This is a genomic window from Conexibacter woesei Iso977N (genome assembly GCF_000424625.1).
In the GTDB taxonomy this organism is placed as follows: Bacteria; Actinomycetota; Thermoleophilia; order Solirubrobacterales; family Solirubrobacteraceae; genus Baekduia; species Baekduia woesei_A.
This window is the reverse complement of record NZ_AUKG01000001.1, coordinates 881,667-896,637: the sequence shown is the minus strand read 5'-3', so window position 1 is coordinate 896,637 and position 14,971 is coordinate 881,667. Positions and strand designations below refer to the sequence as shown.

12 protein-coding genes are annotated in these 14,971 nt (G+C 71.9%); 5 read left to right on the top strand and 7 right to left on the bottom strand.

The features are described 5' to 3' along the window. Window positions 1-1,236, bottom strand: a complete 1,236-nt coding sequence (locus tag H030_RS29215; protein ID WP_196808995.1) for an ABC transporter substrate-binding protein — start codon at window positions 1,234-1,236, stop codon at window positions 1-3. Window positions 1,237-1,319: 83 nt separating this feature from the next. Continuing rightward, the gene (locus tag H030_RS0104435; RefSeq protein ID WP_027005239.1) at window positions 1,320-2,123 is read right to left on the bottom strand and encodes an SDR family NAD(P)-dependent oxidoreductase; all 804 of its coding nucleotides are present in this window, start codon (window positions 2,121-2,123) and stop codon (window positions 1,320-1,322) included. Between the two features lie 97 nt (window positions 2,124-2,220). Here H030_RS0104435 and H030_RS0104430 point away from each other — a divergent pair, with 97 nt between their 5' ends. After that, a complete protein-coding gene (locus tag H030_RS0104430; RefSeq protein WP_027005238.1) occupies window positions 2,221-3,273 on the top strand; it encodes a class II histone deacetylase in 1,053 nt (350 codons plus the stop codon). On the opposite strand, the gene H030_RS0104425 is transcribed toward H030_RS0104430, so the two are convergent. From H030_RS0104425 to H030_RS0104415, 3 genes are read right to left on the bottom strand one after another with little or no spacing between them, the layout of a single operon-like run. After that, entirely contained in the window at window positions 3,261-4,961 is a 1,701-nt protein-coding gene (locus tag H030_RS0104425) for an amidohydrolase (protein ID WP_027005237.1), read from the bottom strand. The two genes, H030_RS0104430 and H030_RS0104425, sit on opposite strands and share 13 nt — an antisense overlap. Before the next feature lie 42 nt (window positions 4,962-5,003). Continuing rightward, window positions 5,004-5,723 carry an SDR family NAD(P)-dependent oxidoreductase gene (locus H030_RS0104420; protein WP_027005236.1) on the bottom strand — a complete coding sequence of 240 codons (720 nt, stop codon included), beginning with the start codon at window positions 5,721-5,723 and terminating at the stop codon, window positions 5,004-5,006. Then, the gene (locus H030_RS0104415) at window positions 5,720-6,109 is read right to left on the bottom strand and encodes a nuclear transport factor 2 family protein (RefSeq protein WP_027005235.1); all 390 of its coding nucleotides are present in this window, start codon (window positions 6,107-6,109) and stop codon (window positions 5,720-5,722) included. Before H030_RS0104415 ends, H030_RS0104420 begins: the two co-directional genes overlap by 4 nt. A gap of 30 nt (window positions 6,110-6,139) precedes the next feature. Between H030_RS0104415 and H030_RS0104410 the strand changes: the two genes are divergently transcribed. The 3 genes from H030_RS0104410 to H030_RS0104400 all read left to right on the top strand — a co-directional run bounded on the left by H030_RS0104410 (window position 6,140) and on the right by H030_RS0104400 (window position 9,444). Next, window positions 6,140-6,925 (top strand): MoaF C-terminal domain-containing protein, encoded by a 786-nt coding sequence (locus H030_RS0104410; RefSeq protein ID WP_027005234.1) that lies wholly within the window; start codon window positions 6,140-6,142, stop codon window positions 6,923-6,925. 9 nt (window positions 6,926-6,934) lie between these two features. Continuing rightward, complete coding sequence (locus H030_RS0104405) at window positions 6,935-8,398, top strand: GMC family oxidoreductase (RefSeq protein WP_027005233.1); 1,464 nt, start codon at window positions 6,935-6,937, stop codon at window positions 8,396-8,398. An 86-nt stretch (window positions 8,399-8,484) separates the two neighbouring features. After that, window positions 8,485-9,444: a hypothetical protein gene (locus H030_RS0104400; protein WP_027005232.1), complete on the top strand. Its 960-nt coding sequence runs from the start codon at window positions 8,485-8,487 to the stop codon at window positions 9,442-9,444. Between the two features lie 20 nt (window positions 9,445-9,464). On the opposite strand, the gene H030_RS0104395 is transcribed toward H030_RS0104400, so the two are convergent. Together H030_RS0104395 and H030_RS0104390 are read right to left on the bottom strand one after the other, a co-directional pair. Continuing rightward, window positions 9,465-10,211, bottom strand: a complete 747-nt coding sequence (locus H030_RS0104395; protein ID WP_027005231.1) for an SDR family oxidoreductase — start codon at window positions 10,209-10,211, stop codon at window positions 9,465-9,467. A 98-nt stretch (window positions 10,212-10,309) separates the two neighbouring features. After that, window positions 10,310-13,243: a hypothetical protein gene (locus tag H030_RS0104390; protein WP_155891833.1), complete on the bottom strand. Its 2,934-nt coding sequence runs from the start codon at window positions 13,241-13,243 to the stop codon at window positions 10,310-10,312. A 121-nt stretch (window positions 13,244-13,364) separates the two neighbouring features. Here H030_RS0104390 and H030_RS0104385 point away from each other — a divergent pair, with 121 nt between their 5' ends. Continuing rightward, window positions 13,365-14,966 (top strand): AMP-binding protein, encoded by a 1,602-nt coding sequence (locus H030_RS0104385; protein WP_196808994.1) that lies wholly within the window; start codon window positions 13,365-13,367, stop codon window positions 14,964-14,966. Window positions 14,967-14,971: the final 5 nt, after the last annotated feature.

The window sequence follows — 14,971 nt, the reverse complement described above, 5'->3', positions numbered from 1 at the left end:
CTAGGACTTGGGAAGGACGACCCAGTCGGGCGTCGAGACCTTCCAGGTCCCGTGGTCCAACTGCATGATCTTGGTCGCGGTGTTCGACGCGTGCGTCCTGCCGGGGCCGAAGACGTACGGCGTGCCGGTCAGCGGCGTCGAGATGGGCTTCATGTCGACCAGGGCCTGGTACACGGAGTCCCGCGTGATGTCGCCCCTGATCGACCTGAGCACGTCGGCCATGACGGTCGCCGACTCATAGCCGCCCTGCGAGAACGCGGTCAGCGGACGGCCGGCGGCCTCCATCGTCGAACGCCAGTCGGTGTTCGCGGAGCTCTCCTTGTCGGTGTAGGGCTCCCACTCGGTGCCGGCGTAGACGTCCGACCTGGTGTTCTCGAGCGCCTTGGCGACGGCGTCGGAGTAGCCCGGCGCCAGGAAGAACCACTTGATGCCGGAGATCTTCTGCTGGTCGACGATCTTCATCCACGACAGCGCCTGCGGCTCGACCGCGTTGGACAGCACCATCTGGCAGCCGGCCCTCTTGGTCTTGAGCACGTAGGGCGTGTAGTCGCCCTGCGGCGGCAGCGTCTGGTCGAAGAGCGTGAGCCTCTTGCCCGTCAGCTTGGTCCACTGGTCGACCGCGTTCTGGTAGGCCTTCTTCGTGCCCGCCAGGATGTAGTTGACGACGCAGAGCTTGTCGAGCTTCAGCTTCTCCGACGCGTAGTAGAGCATCGCGGTCGTCAGCGTGAACGGGCCGACGTTGACCGGTGAGATGTTCGGCGTCGACCAGCAGGCGCCGTCGACGCCGAGGCCGGACACCGCGCCGATCCTCTGCTGGGCGTAGAACTGCCCGTTGACCTCGCAGTCGAGCAGGCCGCCGGAGCCGGCCAGCGCCACGACGCCCTGGTTCTGCACGAGGTCGCGCGCCGCCTGCGTGGCGGTCTGCGGGTCGCCCTTGTCGTCCTCGACGACGTAGTCGACCTTGCAGCCGTTGATCCCGCCCCTGGCGTTGAGCTGGTCGAACGTGGCCCTGGCCGCGCCCGAGACGTCCGGGAACGTGACCGCCCCGGAGAGGGTCGAGACCGACCCGATCTTGATCTTGCCGCCCTTGCAGGACGGCCCTGACGCGGCGGCGCCCGAGGCACTCGCCGATGACGACTTCGTGGTGTCGGACGAACCGCTGCTGCCGCATCCGGCGGCGAGCAGGGCGAGTCCAACCGCGGCGGCAGATGCCGCGCGGAGTCCGATCCTCAGCAACACACTCCTCCTTCGCTGGTTCCCCGCCACGCAGCATCGTGCGTGACGTGATCCGGAATCCTATAGGATTTCCTTCAGCGAAGTCAATGTTGTTGGAGGCGCTCGAAGGCGAGCGTCGGCAGGTCGACGACGTGCGCGCCGCAGTCGGCCATGACCGTCGTGCCCGTCATCGCGGCGCTCAGCGGCGAGGCCAGGAACGTCACGATGTTCGCGATGTCCTCGGCGGTGGCGGCACGGCGCAGCGGGACCTCGGAGGTCGCCAGCGCGTAGGCCTCCTCGCGGGTTCCGGCGCCGAGCGCGCCGAGCTCGTCCATCTGCTCGTCGGCCATCGGCGTCCGGACCCAGCCGGGGCAGACCGCGTTGGCGCGCACGCCGTGCTTGCCGTAGTCGCGCGCCAGCGACTTCGTCAGGCCGATCAGCGCGTGCTTGCCGGTCGTGTAGCCGAGCACGTCCGGGCCCGCCATGACCCCGGCGAGGCTGGACACCACGACGATCGAGCCCTGGGTTTGGATCAGGTCCGGGAGCGCCTCGCGCGCGAGCAGGAACGCGGTCGTGACGTTGACGTCCCACGAGGTCGCCCAGCCGGCGTCGTCGGTGTCCAGGGCGGAGCCGAGCCCGTGGCCGCCGGCGTTGGCGACGACGACGTCGATCGGCGCACCGCCGAAGTGCTCGCGCACGGCGGCGAGCGTGTTGCGGACCTCGTCGGCCTTCGCCGCATCGCCCGCGACCGCGAAGCCGCCGATCTCCTGCGCGACCGCCTGCAGCGGCTCCGGCCGCCGCCCGGTCACCGCGACCCTGGCGCCCGCAGCGGCGAGCGACCGCGCCGCCGCCGCGCCGATGCCGGTCCCCCCTCCGGTGATGACCGCGACCTTGCCGTCGAGACGCATGGTGTTCTGGTGCTGCCTTTCGTCGTCGTTGTGGGGGCTCCGGCCGCGCGCCTGCGCGCCGCCGATCACCTCGCTCGGATCGTATATGTTTTGGCTCATGCTTTCGACCGGGCTGGTGTGGGACGAACGGCTGATGTGGCACAACCCGGTCGGTGCCGGGCCGCTGCGCGCGGGCGGCTGGGTCCAGCCCGGGCAGCATGCCGAGTCCGCCGAGGGCAAGCGGCGGATCAAGAACCTGCTCGACGCGTCGGGCCTGACCTCGCAGCTGACACAGGTACACGCGCGCGAGGCGACGCGCGACGAGCTGCTCCGGATCCACGACGCCGCCTACCTCGACCGCCTGGAGCGCGAGTCCGCGGCCGGCGGCGGCGACGCGGGCGACGGCCACTCCCCGTTCGGCCCCGGCGGCTTCATGCTCGCGGCGCTGGCCGTGGGCGGCGGCCTGGCGGCGGTCGACGCCGTCCTCGACGGCGCGGTGAACAACGCCTACGTGTTGGTCCGCCCGCCCGGCCACCACGCGCTCGCCGACCGCGGGATGGGCTTCTGCCTGCTCGCCAACGCCGCGCTCGCCGCGGCCCACGCGCGGGCGCGCGGGATCGAGCGCGTCGCGATCGTCGACTGGGACGCCCACCACGGCAACGGCACGCAGGCCGCGTTCGCGCGCGACCCGTCGGTCCTGACGATCTCGCTGCATCAGGACTCCGTGTTCCCGCCCGGCTCCGGCGGCGTCGGCGAGAACACGGGCGACACCATCAACATCCCGCTGCCGCCCGGCTCGGGCGCGGGCGCCTACGCGCACGCGTTCTCCGAGGTCGTCCTCCCCGCGCTGCGCCGCTTCGCGCCCGGGCTGGTGGTCATCGCCTGCGGCTTCGACTCCGCGGGCATGGACCCGCACGCGCGCCTGATGCTGCACTCCGACGCCTACCGCGCGCTGACGACCGAGTTGATGGCCTTCGCCCAAGGCAAGGTGGTGGCCATCCACGAGGGCGGCTACCACGAGGCCTCGGTCCCGTTCCTCGCGCTCGCCGTCATCGAGACGCTGGCGGGCGTCCGGACCGGGGTCGAGGACCCGTTCCTCCCCAACATGGCCGGCCCGGCGGGGCAGGAGCTCCAGCCCCACCAGGCCGCGGCGATCGCTCAGGCGCGGTAGACGGTCCGGCCGTCGAGCACCGTCTGCACGACCGGCACGTCCGGGATCTCGGACGGGTCGATCGCCAGCGGGTCGGCGCCGAGGACGCAGAGGTCGGCGACCTTGCCGGCCTCGAGCGACCCCTTCAGGTCCTCGGCGTGGTCCTGCCGGGCCGCGTTGATCGTGTAGCCGCGCAGCGCCTCGGTCACCGTGATGCGGTGCTCGGGCCCGGACACGCGGCCGCTCGCCTTCGACTCCCGCAGTACCGCCGCGGCGACGCCCGCGCGCCAGTCGGGCGACGTGATCGGCGCGTCGCTGCTCAGGCACGGCGCGCCGCCCGCGTCGATCAGCGCGCGCAGCGGCCACTGGTCGTCGGCGCGCTGGGGCCCGACGACGTCGGCCAGCAGCTCGGCCAAGGTGGTGTGGATGACCGGCTGCGCGTTGACGCCGATGCCGTGGCGGACGATCCGCTCGCGCGTGCGCGCCGACAGGAAGTCGCCGTGGATGACGTAGTGGCGCAGGTCACGCGGGCCGCCGGACTCCTGGGCGGCGACGAACGCCGCGACGGTCGCGTCGATCGCGCGGTCGCCGGTAGCGTGGATCCCGACCTGCATGCCGGCGCGGTGCGCGATCCCCACCATCCTGCGCAGCTCGGCCTCGCGCTCGCGGTCGTCGGCACCACGGATGACGAGCGAGCCGGTCCCGCCGCCGACGTAGGGCTCGTTCATCCACGAGGTCTTCGACGGCGGGATGCCGTCGGCGAAGATCTTGACGCCCGCGATCCGCAGCCACTCCGGCGCGGCGTCGGGCATGGTGTAGGTCTCGATCCCCGCGCGGATGTCGTCGGCGCCCGCGGTCCCGTCGGGCTCGCCGAACAACAGCAATACGTTGATCCGCGCGCGCAGCTCGCCCGCCAGCGCCAGCTCCTCGTAGACGCGGATGCCCTCGTCGGCGAACGCACCGCCGAGCACCTGGTCGCCGCCCGGCCCGAGCGCGGGCTCGGTGTAGCTCGTGATGCCCAGCGCCGAGAGCTGGTCCTGGGCCAGCGCGATCGCCGCACGGCGCTCGGCGCGCGTGAGCGCCGGCGCGACGCCTTGGATCAACGCCTGCGCGGCGATCTCGCGCAGCAGGCCGGTCGGCTCGCCGTTGGCCTCGCGCACGATCTCCGAGCCCGGCGCCGAGGTGGTGTCCTTGGTCACGCCCGCCAGTGCCAAGGCCTTCGTGTTGACCCACGACGTGTGACCGTAGGTCTCGTCGAGCAGGACCGGGTGGTCGGGCGTGACCGCGTCGATGTCCCACCGCGTCGGCAGCCGCTCGGGGTCGGCGACGCACTCGGCGAGGTAGCCGCGGTCCCAGCCGATGCCGCGCAGCCAGGTCCCGGCCGGGACCTTCGCCGCGGCCTCGCGCAGGATGTTCGCGATCTCCTCCAGCGAGCGCGCCGCGCCGGGCGAGACGTCGAGCGTCAGCGGCGGCTGGCGCGCGCCGTACATCAGCGCGTGCAGGTGCGAGTCGTTGATCCCGGGCAGGACCGCGCGGCCGGCGAGGTCGACGACCTCGGTGCCCGCGCCGAGGTGCTCGCGCAGGCCCGCGGCGTCGCCGACGTAGGCGATCCGGCCGTCCCGGACCGCGAGGGCGCTCGCGACGGTGCCGGCGCCGTCGAGGGTGATGATCGAGCCGCCGGTGAAGGCGAGGTCGGCGGGATGGTCCATGGTCGTCCTTGGGTCGGTCTCGTTGTTGGTGGTGTCGGCTGCTCAGCGCAGCACGTAGCCGCCGTCCATCAGCAGCTCGGCCCCGCAGCAGAACGCCGCGCCGTCGCCGAGCAGGAAGCGCACGCCGGCCGCGATCTCCTCCGGCGTGCCGAGGCGGCCGAGGACCGTCGCGTCGCGCCACGCGTCGTGGTGCTCGGGGTCGGCGTCGCTGAGCGGCGTCGCGACGTAGCCCGGCGACAGCTGGTTGACGCGCACGCCCCGCGGGCCCCATTCGGTCGCCAGCGCCCGGACCAGCGCGCGCACGCCGCCCTTGGCCGCGTGGTAGCCGGCGATCCGCATCGGCGTGTTGATGATGTGGTTGCCCGACATCGAGCCGATCGCGACGATCGCGCCGCGGCCGGCCGCGAGCATCGGCCGCGCGAACGCCTGGCAGGTGACGAAGACGCCGCGCAGGTTGACGTCCAGGACCGCGTCGAAGTCGGCGACGTCCAGCTCCTCGGCGCCGCGGTCCGGACCGCGGACGCCCGCGCTGGCGACGAGGCCGTCGACCCGGCCCTCGGCGTTGACGATGTGGTCGACCGCGCGCGCCACCGACGCGGGGTCGGTGACGTCGGCGCGCAGCGACCACGGCTCGCCGGTCGTGGTGACGTCCAACACGTACACCTTGGCACCGTCGGCGGCCAGCGCGTCAACGCAGGCCGCGCCGATCCCGCTCGCCCCGCCGGTGACGGCGACGACGCGACCGTCGAGCCCGCCGGTCACGCCTCCATCGCCTGGGCGACCGGCACCGTGTCGACGAACTGCTCGAACGTCGCGACGACGCCGTCGGCGACGGTCCACACGTGCGCGACCCGCGCGCGCATCGGCTTGTTGGTGGCCTTGCAGGTGCCGGTGTAGGTGCCGACGCCGACGACGCGGTCGCCGCCGTCGATCAGGTCCTCCAACGTGAACCGGTAGCCGTCCCAGTCGGCGGCGATCCGGCCGAAGACGCCGGCGACGACCGCGTCCGGGCCGACGTAGGTCCCCGCGTACGGGAAGCCCGCGGCCTCGGTCCAGGCGCTCTGCGGACCGAGCGGTGCGAGCATGCCGTCGAGGTCGCCGCGATCGGAGGCGTCGTAGTGGGCGCGGATCAGCTCATAGGCAGACATGACCCGATCGATCCTATACGATTTCCTCTCATGACAGACATCGAGCCCGGCTGGAAGAACTACGAGGACTTCGCGCACGGCATCGGCACCAACCGCCTGCCCGCGCTCGACCTGACCGGGACGTCGCTGCACGTCACCGCCGACGACGCGACCGGCCCGTCGCTCGTCCTCGACTTTCTCGACGCGACCACCGTGCGCTGGAGCCGGGACGGCGCAGCCGCCGCGACCGACCCCTACGACGCGGTCGCCGTCGGCGAGCACGCGGTCTTCGTCGACCTGCCGCTGACCAGCCGTGAGCGCGAGGCGCTGACGATCATCCACTCGACGCGCACGCGCCGCGCGCTCGTCGTCGAGCACGCGATCGCCGCCGAGGCGGTCGCCGGCGTCCCGCAGGTCGGCCAGCAGTTCTGGCCCGCGAGCACCGGCGACGGCGCGGAGCCGGGCGCGCCCGTCCCGGCCCCGACGCGCGAGCTGATCGGCCGCCGCTTCCTGCAGCGCTACAGCCCGTCGCACCTCTACGAGCACGTCTACCTCAGCAGCGAGCGCTACGCCTGGCAGTGCCTGGAGGGCGTGCAGCGCGGGCACGGCGACGTCGACCTGAGCAGCACCTACAAGTTCGACGACGACCTGTACGTCTTCTGCTTCCGCGAGTTCCGGATCCCGGTCGCCAGCCTGTTCCTGTACGACATGAGGGCGCTGACCTCGACCGGGCGCTTCCTCGGGCTGACCGGCGCGGGCGCCGCCGAGCACACGCGGTCGGGGGCCAACATCATCACCTTGGCGTCCGTCACCTACCCCGACGTCCAGCCGGTCTAGGTCGACACCGTGGACGTGATCGTGGTGGGCGCCGGCGCGGCCGGCGCCGCCGCCGCGCGCCGCCTGCACGACGCGGGCGCGTCGGTCCTGCTGCTGGAGGCCGGCGGCCCGGACCTCGCGGGCGCGATCCACGACCCGGCGCGCGCGCACGAGCTGTGGTTCGCGCCCGAGGACTGGGCCTACCACACGCAGCCGCAGGCGGCCGCGGGCGGGCGCCGGCTGCACTGGCCGCGCGGGCGCGTGCTCGGCGGGTCGACGAGCCTCAACGCCATGATCTACGTGCGCGGCGCGCGCGAGGACTACGACGCGTGGGCCGACGCGGGCGCGACCGGCTGGAGCTGGGACGACGTGGCTCCTGACTTCGACCGCATCGAGGCCGGACCGCTGCACGTCGACCGACATGTACGGGTCGATCCGATCCACACCGCGATCGTCGAGGCCGCGTGCTCGTGGGGTCTCCCGCTCAACGAGGACTACAACGACGGGACGCTCGACGGCGTCTCCACCATGCACCTGACGATCCGCGACGGCCGGCGCTGCTCGACCGCCGCGGCGTACCTCGCGCCGGTCGCCGACAGCGCGCGGCTGCAGGTGCTCACGCGCGCCCGCGCACGCCGGGTCCTGCTCGACGGCACGCGCTGCACCGGCGTCGAGTACGTGCGCGACGGCCGCACCGTGCAGGTGCGTGCCGACGACGTGATCCTGGCGGGCGGGACGCTCGAGTCCCCGCGGATCCTGATGGCCTCCGGGATCGGCCCGGCCGAAGCGCTCGCCGCGCTCGGCGTCGACGTCGTCGCCGACCTGCGCGGCGTCGGCGCCAACCTCCACGACCACCTGCTCGCGCCGGTGATCTTCGCGACCACGCGTCCCGTCGGCGCGCCGTCGCCCGGGCTCGGCCCGGCCCAGACGCACCTGTGGTGGCGCTCACGGCCCGGCCTGCGCGCGCCGGACACGCAGCCGATCCACTTCATGGCGCCGATGTACGAGCCGTGGATGAGCGGGCCGCCGGACGGCTTCACGCTGATGGCCGGGATGGTCGCGCCGGCCAGCCGCGGGACGCTGCGGCTCTCCGGTCCCGAGCCCGACGACGAGCTGCTGATCGACCCCATGATCTTGACCGCGCCCGAGGACCTCGACGCGCTCTGCGCCTCGGTCCGCCAGTGCCGCGAGATCGGCGCCCAGGCCACGCTGGCCGAGGAGTGGGGCGCGCGCGAGCTCTACCCGGGGCCGACGGTCCGGACCGACGCGCAGCTGCGCGAGTACGTGCGGCGCACCGCGCTGACCTACCACCACCAGGTCGGCACCTGCCGGATGGGGATCAGCGAGACCGCGGTCGTCGATCCCAAGTTGAAGGTCTACGGGATCGACGGCCTCCGCGTGGCCGACGCGTCGGTGATGCCGGTCGTCCCGAGCGGCAACACGATGGCGCCCTCGATCCTGATCGGCGAACGGGCCGCGACTTGCGTTTGGTGAGCCAACCGGAATAGGTTCTTCCCACGACGCCGAGATCCGGTCCGTTCGGCGTCGGTCCATGTCCCGATGGAGGGGGAGTACTCCAGATGTCCCATGCCGTTCGCCGGCCGCTGACCGCTGCCGTCGTCGCCACCTGCTCGCTCGCGCTGATCGGCGCGCCCGCCGCTGGTGCCAAGACGAAGTCCAAGCCGAAGATCTCGAAGACCGACAGGGCCCAGAACGCGGCCATCAGGAAGGTCGGCAGGACCGCGACCTCCGCGAGCAGGTCCGCGAGGTCCGCGTCCAGGAGCGCCACCGCCGGCCTCGCCGCCGCGGCGGCCGCGAGCAGGAAGGCCGACGGCGCGCAGGGCGGCGTCAACACGATCCTCGCCGGCGTGCCGGCGATCACCGACGGGCTCCAGAAGCTCGCGGCCGGCCTGACGCAGGCGGCCGCGGGCCTGACGACCATCGGCAACGCGCTGGCCGCCCAGGAGTACGGCACCGTCAAGATCCAGCTCGGCACGACCGACGTCCCGGGCGCGATCCTCAACTCGAGCGACATCCCCGACGACAGCAACGGCGCGACGCTGACCGGCACGGTGATCGTCCCGGTTCCGGCCGGCGCGACCGGCGTGCCGATCCGCCTGCTCGCGGGCGTGCGCTCCGGTGAGGCCGACGGCACCGGCGCGGGTGACCCGGTCGCCTCGGCGGGCATCGTGTCGATGAGCGCCGCCGACGCCTCTGGCGGCGGTGTCACCATCGGCGGCGGCGACGCGGTCCTGACCAGGGCGCCGCTCACGTCGGCGCCGAACGATGCGCTCGGCAGGGCTCCGCTCTACAACATCCCGAACAAGGCACCGCGGGTCGACGCGACGCCGAACCCGCTCTCGTTCCCGGACGCGGACGCGATCGACCTGACCGACGCGAGCACGTTGTACAGGCTGAGCGGCGCCCCCATCGGCCCGTTCACGGTCACCAACCCGACCGGCACCGCCCTGCCGGTCACCGTCACCTTCACCGTGCGGTTCCACGACCTCACGGCGTCGGCGACGGACGTCACCGCCTAGCACAGGGCGGACGGAGGGCATTACGACGCGGTGGCCGTGGCGGCGGTCGCCGCGTCGTAGTCCTTTTGGATGTTGGGGTAGATGTGCGTGAGGTCGTTCGGGAGCGCGGCCTTCGCGTTCTTGGAGGTGTCGTCGGCCAGGACCTCCTCCGCCCCGGTCCGCAGCGCCTCGACGGTCTGGCGCGCGACCTCCTCGGGCGCGATCTTCGCCGAGGTCACGCTCGCCGCCATGTCGGTGTCGATGAAGCCGGCGTGGACCGCGACGACCTGCGTGCCCTGCGCGCGCAGCTGGGTCCGGAGCGCGTTGGTCAGCGACCACGCGGCGGCCTTGCTCGCCGAGTAGTTCCCGAACTGCGGGAACGACACGAACGACAGGGCGGACAACATGTTCACGAGCGCGCCGCCGCCGTTGCGCTTGAGGACCGGAGCGAACGCCCGCGCGACCGCGAGCGTCCCGAAGTAGTTGACCTCGAGCTCGCCACGGTGGGCGTCGAGGTCGTCGCCGCCGACCGCCTGCGCGCCGTAGGCGACGCCGGCGTTGTTGATGACGATCGTGACGTCGCCCAGCTCGCGCGCCAGCTCGTCCACGCGGGCGTGGTCGGTGACGTCGAGCTGCACCGGGATCACGTCCGGATCCGTGACCGTCGCGACGTCGCGCGCGCCGGCATAGACCTTCGCCGCCCCCGCCTCGACGAGCGCCCGCGCGAACGCCTTGCCCAGCCCCCGGTTCGCCCCCGTGACCAGCGCCACCGCTCCTTCGACCTGCATGTCGCCACCTCCAGTGAGTTGCATGATGCGACTCACCATAGCGCAGGGGTGCCGCCGCGCCCCGGGGGAGGGAGCGCGGCGGCGGCCGGCGCGGCGTCCTAGCGCCGGAGGGTCAGGCTCTTCGAGGTCACGGTGGACGTCGCCCTACCCTTGACGGCGAAGCGGACGACGACCGACTCCTTCACTTTCCTGCCACGGGCCAGGGAGCGCCGGGCGCTCTTGCTCGGCTTCAGCGTCACGCGGACGAGCTGGTTCTTGCGGACGGTCCGGGTGACCGACCCCAGCTTCCTGCCCCTGCCCCTCAGCGACAGCCTGCCCGCGGCCGGCGCCCGGACCGCGACGCTCACCGCGCCGTGGCGCAGGCGGGCCAGGTCCATCATCTTGGGCGCGGGCGCGCACGGCGTCCCGAGCTTGTTGGTGGACTTGGCGACCTTGCCGTTCTGCCCGTTGGCGACGACGCCCGCGTTCTGCGCGCCGCGGCACGCGTCCTGGCCGGTCGTGACCACGAGGATCCCGTGCTTGCCGCCCTTCAACACCATGTGGAACGACGAGACCTGCGCGTCCGGGATGTTGGCGAACGTCGTGACCAGGCGCGACTTCGAATCGACCGCGGTCGTCGCGCGGAGGTCGAGGTCGACCTGGCCATGCAAGGACACCAACAACGTCGGGAGCGTCCGGATCGGCTGGCCCCTGGCGTTGAAGCGCACGCCCTTGACGAAGTACACCGGGCCGGTGAGCGTCCCGGGCAGCAGCGGCGTCCTGGCCGTCGCGGTCCCGATGATCGACTTCGCCGGGCAGGACGACTTCAGTCCGTCGGCGTACTCGCACAGCGTCTCGGCGTTGTCGGGGTCGAGCGCGAGCGTCTTGGGCAGCGTCACCTGGACGTTCCTGATGTTCGCCTGGCCCGCGGGCTGCGTGACGTTCGCGTCGATGCCCGGGTGCTTGCCGTCGGTCATCTGCGTCGTGCCGGTCAGGTCGATGGCGGTCTTCGGCGAGAAGGCCAACAGGTTGCAGTCGCTCGTCTGGAACGGCGCGTCGCGCAGGACGTTGGCGCCGCCGGTCGAGGTCAGCGCGGTCGTGATCTTCAGCGGCCCGCACGACGTCGGGTTGCGCATGGTGTCGGCGCGGTCGATCGTCACCTTCACCGAGCGCACGTTGAGCGGGATGCCGTCCAGGATCGTCGGCAGCGGATCGCTGAGCACTTGGACATGCGCATCGTTGCGATCCAGCCGGATCGACGCCCGGACCACGACGAGCCCGAGGTCGAACGGCCCCGCGACCGCGGGGACGACGATCGACAGGCCGTACGGCCCGCCGTTGTACGGGCCGGTCAGGTAGACCTGGCCGCCGAGGCCGAACGGGTCGTTGCCGGCGCCGGCGGTCGTCGCGACGGTGCCGATCCTCGACGCCGCCGGGCACGAGCCGGCCGCGGCGTTGGCGTCCGGGCAGAGCGGGATGCCGTTGGGCTTGGCGAGCAGGCCGGGCGGCATCTGCAGGTCGATCTTCGACAGCGGCTGGTCGCCGTCACCGCGCGCGAACGCGGCGGTGAACGACGGCGAGGCGCCGGCCTTGGTGGTGGAGACGCCGGAGGTGAACGTCGGCGCGAACGGCGCGTCGCAGCCCTGATCGACCGTGTAGGGCGCGCTCGCCGTGGCGGTCTGACCCGACCAGGCGAGGTAGTTGGCGCTGGCGTTCGTCGTGCCGCAGGTCTGCGGGTTGACGAGCGTCGCGTGGTCGCCGCCGCGCAGCGAGACGCGCACGAGCGACACCGGAACCTGCGGGTTGTCGGTGAACGACGTCGTCAGCTGACCGGTCCTGGGGTCGGCGACGACATGTCCTACAAGTCGGATCGACAGGCCGTAGCGCGGGCTGTCGGCGACCAGGAAGATCCGGTACTCGTCGCCGCTGGTCGGGTCGCCGCTGAGCGGCTTGCCGAGGTAGACAGTGCCCCTGCTGAGGGTCCCGGCCGGGAGCACCGGCGTCTCGAAGTCGACCGTGCCGATCGCCGACGCCGCGGGGCAGGTGACCGGGTTCTTGGTGCCCTTGCCGAGCTGGTCGTCGGTGCACGCCTGCAGGCCGGTGGCGGCGGACGGGTTCAGCGCCATGCCGGCGGGCAGCGTGACGTGCGCGTCCTTCAGCGTGGCGGTGTTGGGCTGGTCCTTGCCGTTGGGGTTCTGCGGGATCGTGACGTCGATCGTCACGCCCGCGGGCGCGCCGGCGCGCCTGGTGTCGCTGCTGACGCTGACGCCCGGTGAGAACGGCAGCCTGTCGCATCCGACCGCGCCGACCGGCGTCGTCGTCGAGTAGTGCAGGTAGTTGCCGGGGTTCTGATGGGAGTCGACGTAGAGGCCCGTCGTCTGGGGCCCGGCGCACTGCGAGGGCATCGTGATGAAGGTGCCGTCGCCCGCGCGTCCGTCGAAGACGAGGCGCGTCTCGACGAGGCCGATCGCGTCGGTGATGTCCTTGATGTCGAAGGACTCGTGGTAGTCGCCGTCCCAGGCGACGCCGCCGTCGAGGTAGATCTCACCGCCGACGACGGGGACCGACATGCCGAACCGGGCGGGCATGCCGTCCGGCTGGACCATGTTGTACACGTCGGTCGGGATCGGGGCCGCGACGTTGGTGCTGATCGCGGTGATGTAGTTGACCCCGACCCTCGAATTTGCCGGGCACGCCCTGGCCTGCAGCTGCGCGGTCGTGCACTTCGGCGTCGCCTCGGGGTTGACGCTGAGGCCGACCGGCAGGTCGACGTGGACGTCCTTGACGTTGCCGTCCGGCGACCCGAGCAGGTCGCTCCTGGTGTTGAACTTGAAGTCCGTGATGCCGAACTGCGGGTGCCCGCCCGCCGTCGTGAAGAAGAGGTTCGGCGTGTCACGCGAGCACTGCGTGCCGCCGGTCTCCGAGTCCTGGCTGCACACGCCCGCGTCGAACTTCGACACGCCGAAGTCGGCGCTCGCCGTTTGAGGCAGCGCGAAGGCACCGCAGATCAGCGCAGCGACCAGCGCTGCGCGTCCAGCACGAAACGTCCTCATGGATCTCCCCTCCTGCGGACCGGCCTCTCCCGCCGCGGTCCGGTGTTACCCAGGAATGAGGACGTTCGCACACAAGTCCGTGTTCGCGCGCCGGTTGACGCGGGGCGCGATGATGGAACCCATGACGCTTGCCCACGTCCGCGGCCCGTCGGAGCCCGCGCTGCTGCACCAGACGATCGGGGCTGCGCTGCGCGCGACGGCCGCGCGGTTCGGGGAGCGCGAGGCGCTGGTGAGCTGCGCGCAGGGGGTCCGGATGACGTATGCCGAGCTCGACGCCGCGGTCGACCAGGTCACACGCGCGCTGCTCGCACGCGGGATCGGTGTCGGCGATCGCGTCGGGGTGTGGAGCCCGAACTGCGCGGAGTGGACGCTGCTGCAGTTCGCGACCGCGCGGGTGGGCGCCGTGCTCGTCAACGTCAACCCGGCGTACCGCACGAGCGAGTTGGCCTATGCCTTGCGGCAGTCCGGGATGCGGCTGCTGTTCGCGCCGCGGAGGTTCAAGACCTCCAACTACGCCGACATGGTGGGGTCGGTCAAGACGCCGGCGCTGGAGGACACGGTGTGGCTGGACGGGGATCCGGCGTGGGACGCGTTCCTGGCGGGTGCCGAGCAGGCGTCGGACGAGCGCTTGGTCGACCGCGAGTCGTCGTTGGATCCGAGCGACCCCATCAACATCCAGTACACGTCGGGGACGACCGGCGCGCCCAAGGGCGCGACGCTGTCGCACCTCAACATCCTCAACAACGGGTTCCTGGTCGGCGCGGGGTGCCGGCACACCGAGGAGGACCGCGTCTGCATCCCGGTGCCGTTCTACCACTGCTTCGGGATGGTGATGGGGAACCTGGGCGCCGTGACGCACGGGGCGTGCATGGTGATCCCGGCGCCGGCGTTCGACGCGGAGGCGACGCTGCGCGCGGTGGAGTCGGAACGGTGCACCTCCTTGTACGGCGTCCCGACGATGTTCATCGCCGAGCTCGACCACCCCGACTTCGAGTCCTATGACCTGTCCTCGCTGCGCACCGGGATCATGGCGGGCTCGCCGTGTCCGGTCGAGGTCATGAAGCGCGTGATCAAGGACATGCACATGGACGAGGTCACGATCGCGTATGGGATGACCGAGACGTCGCCGGTGTCGACCCAGACGGCCTTCGACGACCCACTGGAGAAGCGCGTCGGGACCGTCGGCCGCGTCCATCCGCACCTCGAGATCCGGGTCACCGAGGACGGCGAGCTCTGCACGAAGGGCTACTCCGTGATGCTCGGCTACTGGGACGACCCCGAGCGCACGGCCGAGGCGATCATCGACGGCTGGATGCACACCGGCGATCTCGCGACCATCGACGACGACGGCTACATCAACATCGTCGGCCGGATCAAGGACATGATCATCCGCGGCGGCGAGAACGTCTACCCGCGCGAGCTCGAGGAGTTCCTCTACACGCATCCGGACGTCGCCGACGTCCAGGTCATCGGCGTCCCCGACGAACGCTACGGCGAAGAGCTCATGGCCTGGGTCATCCCCCGCGCCGGCGTGACGATCGACCCCGACACGCTGCGCTCCTGGTGCCACGGCCAGATCGCCCACTTCAAGATCCCCCGCTACGTGAGGATCGTCGAGGAGTTCCCGATGACCGTCACCGGCAAGGTCCAGAAGTACAAGCTCCGCGAGCAGGCGATCACCGAGCTCGGGCTCGGCGACGCCGCGGACATCAAGACGGCCTAGCGCGC

What these genes read in the sequence shown, in the direction of transcription:
- H030_RS0104390 (WP_155891833.1), bottom strand. Translation starts at nt 13,243, where the DNA reads ATGAGGACGTTTCGTGCTGGACGCGCAGCGCTGGTCGCTGCGCTGATC.
- H030_RS0104435 (WP_027005239.1), bottom strand. Translation starts at nt 2,123, where the DNA reads ATGCGTCTCGACGGCAAGGTCGCGGTCATCACCGGAGGGGGGACCGGC.
- H030_RS0104385 (WP_196808994.1), top strand. Translation starts at nt 13,365, where the DNA reads ATGACGCTTGCCCACGTCCGCGGCCCGTCGGAGCCCGCGCTGCTGCAC.
- H030_RS0104395 (WP_027005231.1), bottom strand. Translation starts at nt 10,211, where the DNA reads ATGCAGGTCGAAGGAGCGGTGGCGCTGGTCACGGGGGCGAACCGGGGG.
- H030_RS0104415 (WP_027005235.1), bottom strand. Translation starts at nt 6,109, where the DNA reads ATGTCTGCCTATGAGCTGATCCGCGCCCACTACGACGCCTCCGATCGC.
- H030_RS0104400 (WP_027005232.1), top strand. Translation starts at nt 8,485, where the DNA reads ATGTCCCATGCCGTTCGCCGGCCGCTGACCGCTGCCGTCGTCGCCACC.
- H030_RS0104430 (WP_027005238.1), top strand. Translation starts at nt 2,221, where the DNA reads ATGCTTTCGACCGGGCTGGTGTGGGACGAACGGCTGATGTGGCACAAC.
- H030_RS0104425 (WP_027005237.1), bottom strand. Translation starts at nt 4,961, where the DNA reads ATGGACCATCCCGCCGACCTCGCCTTCACCGGCGGCTCGATCATCACC.
- H030_RS0104410 (WP_027005234.1), top strand. Translation starts at nt 6,140, where the DNA reads ATGACAGACATCGAGCCCGGCTGGAAGAACTACGAGGACTTCGCGCAC.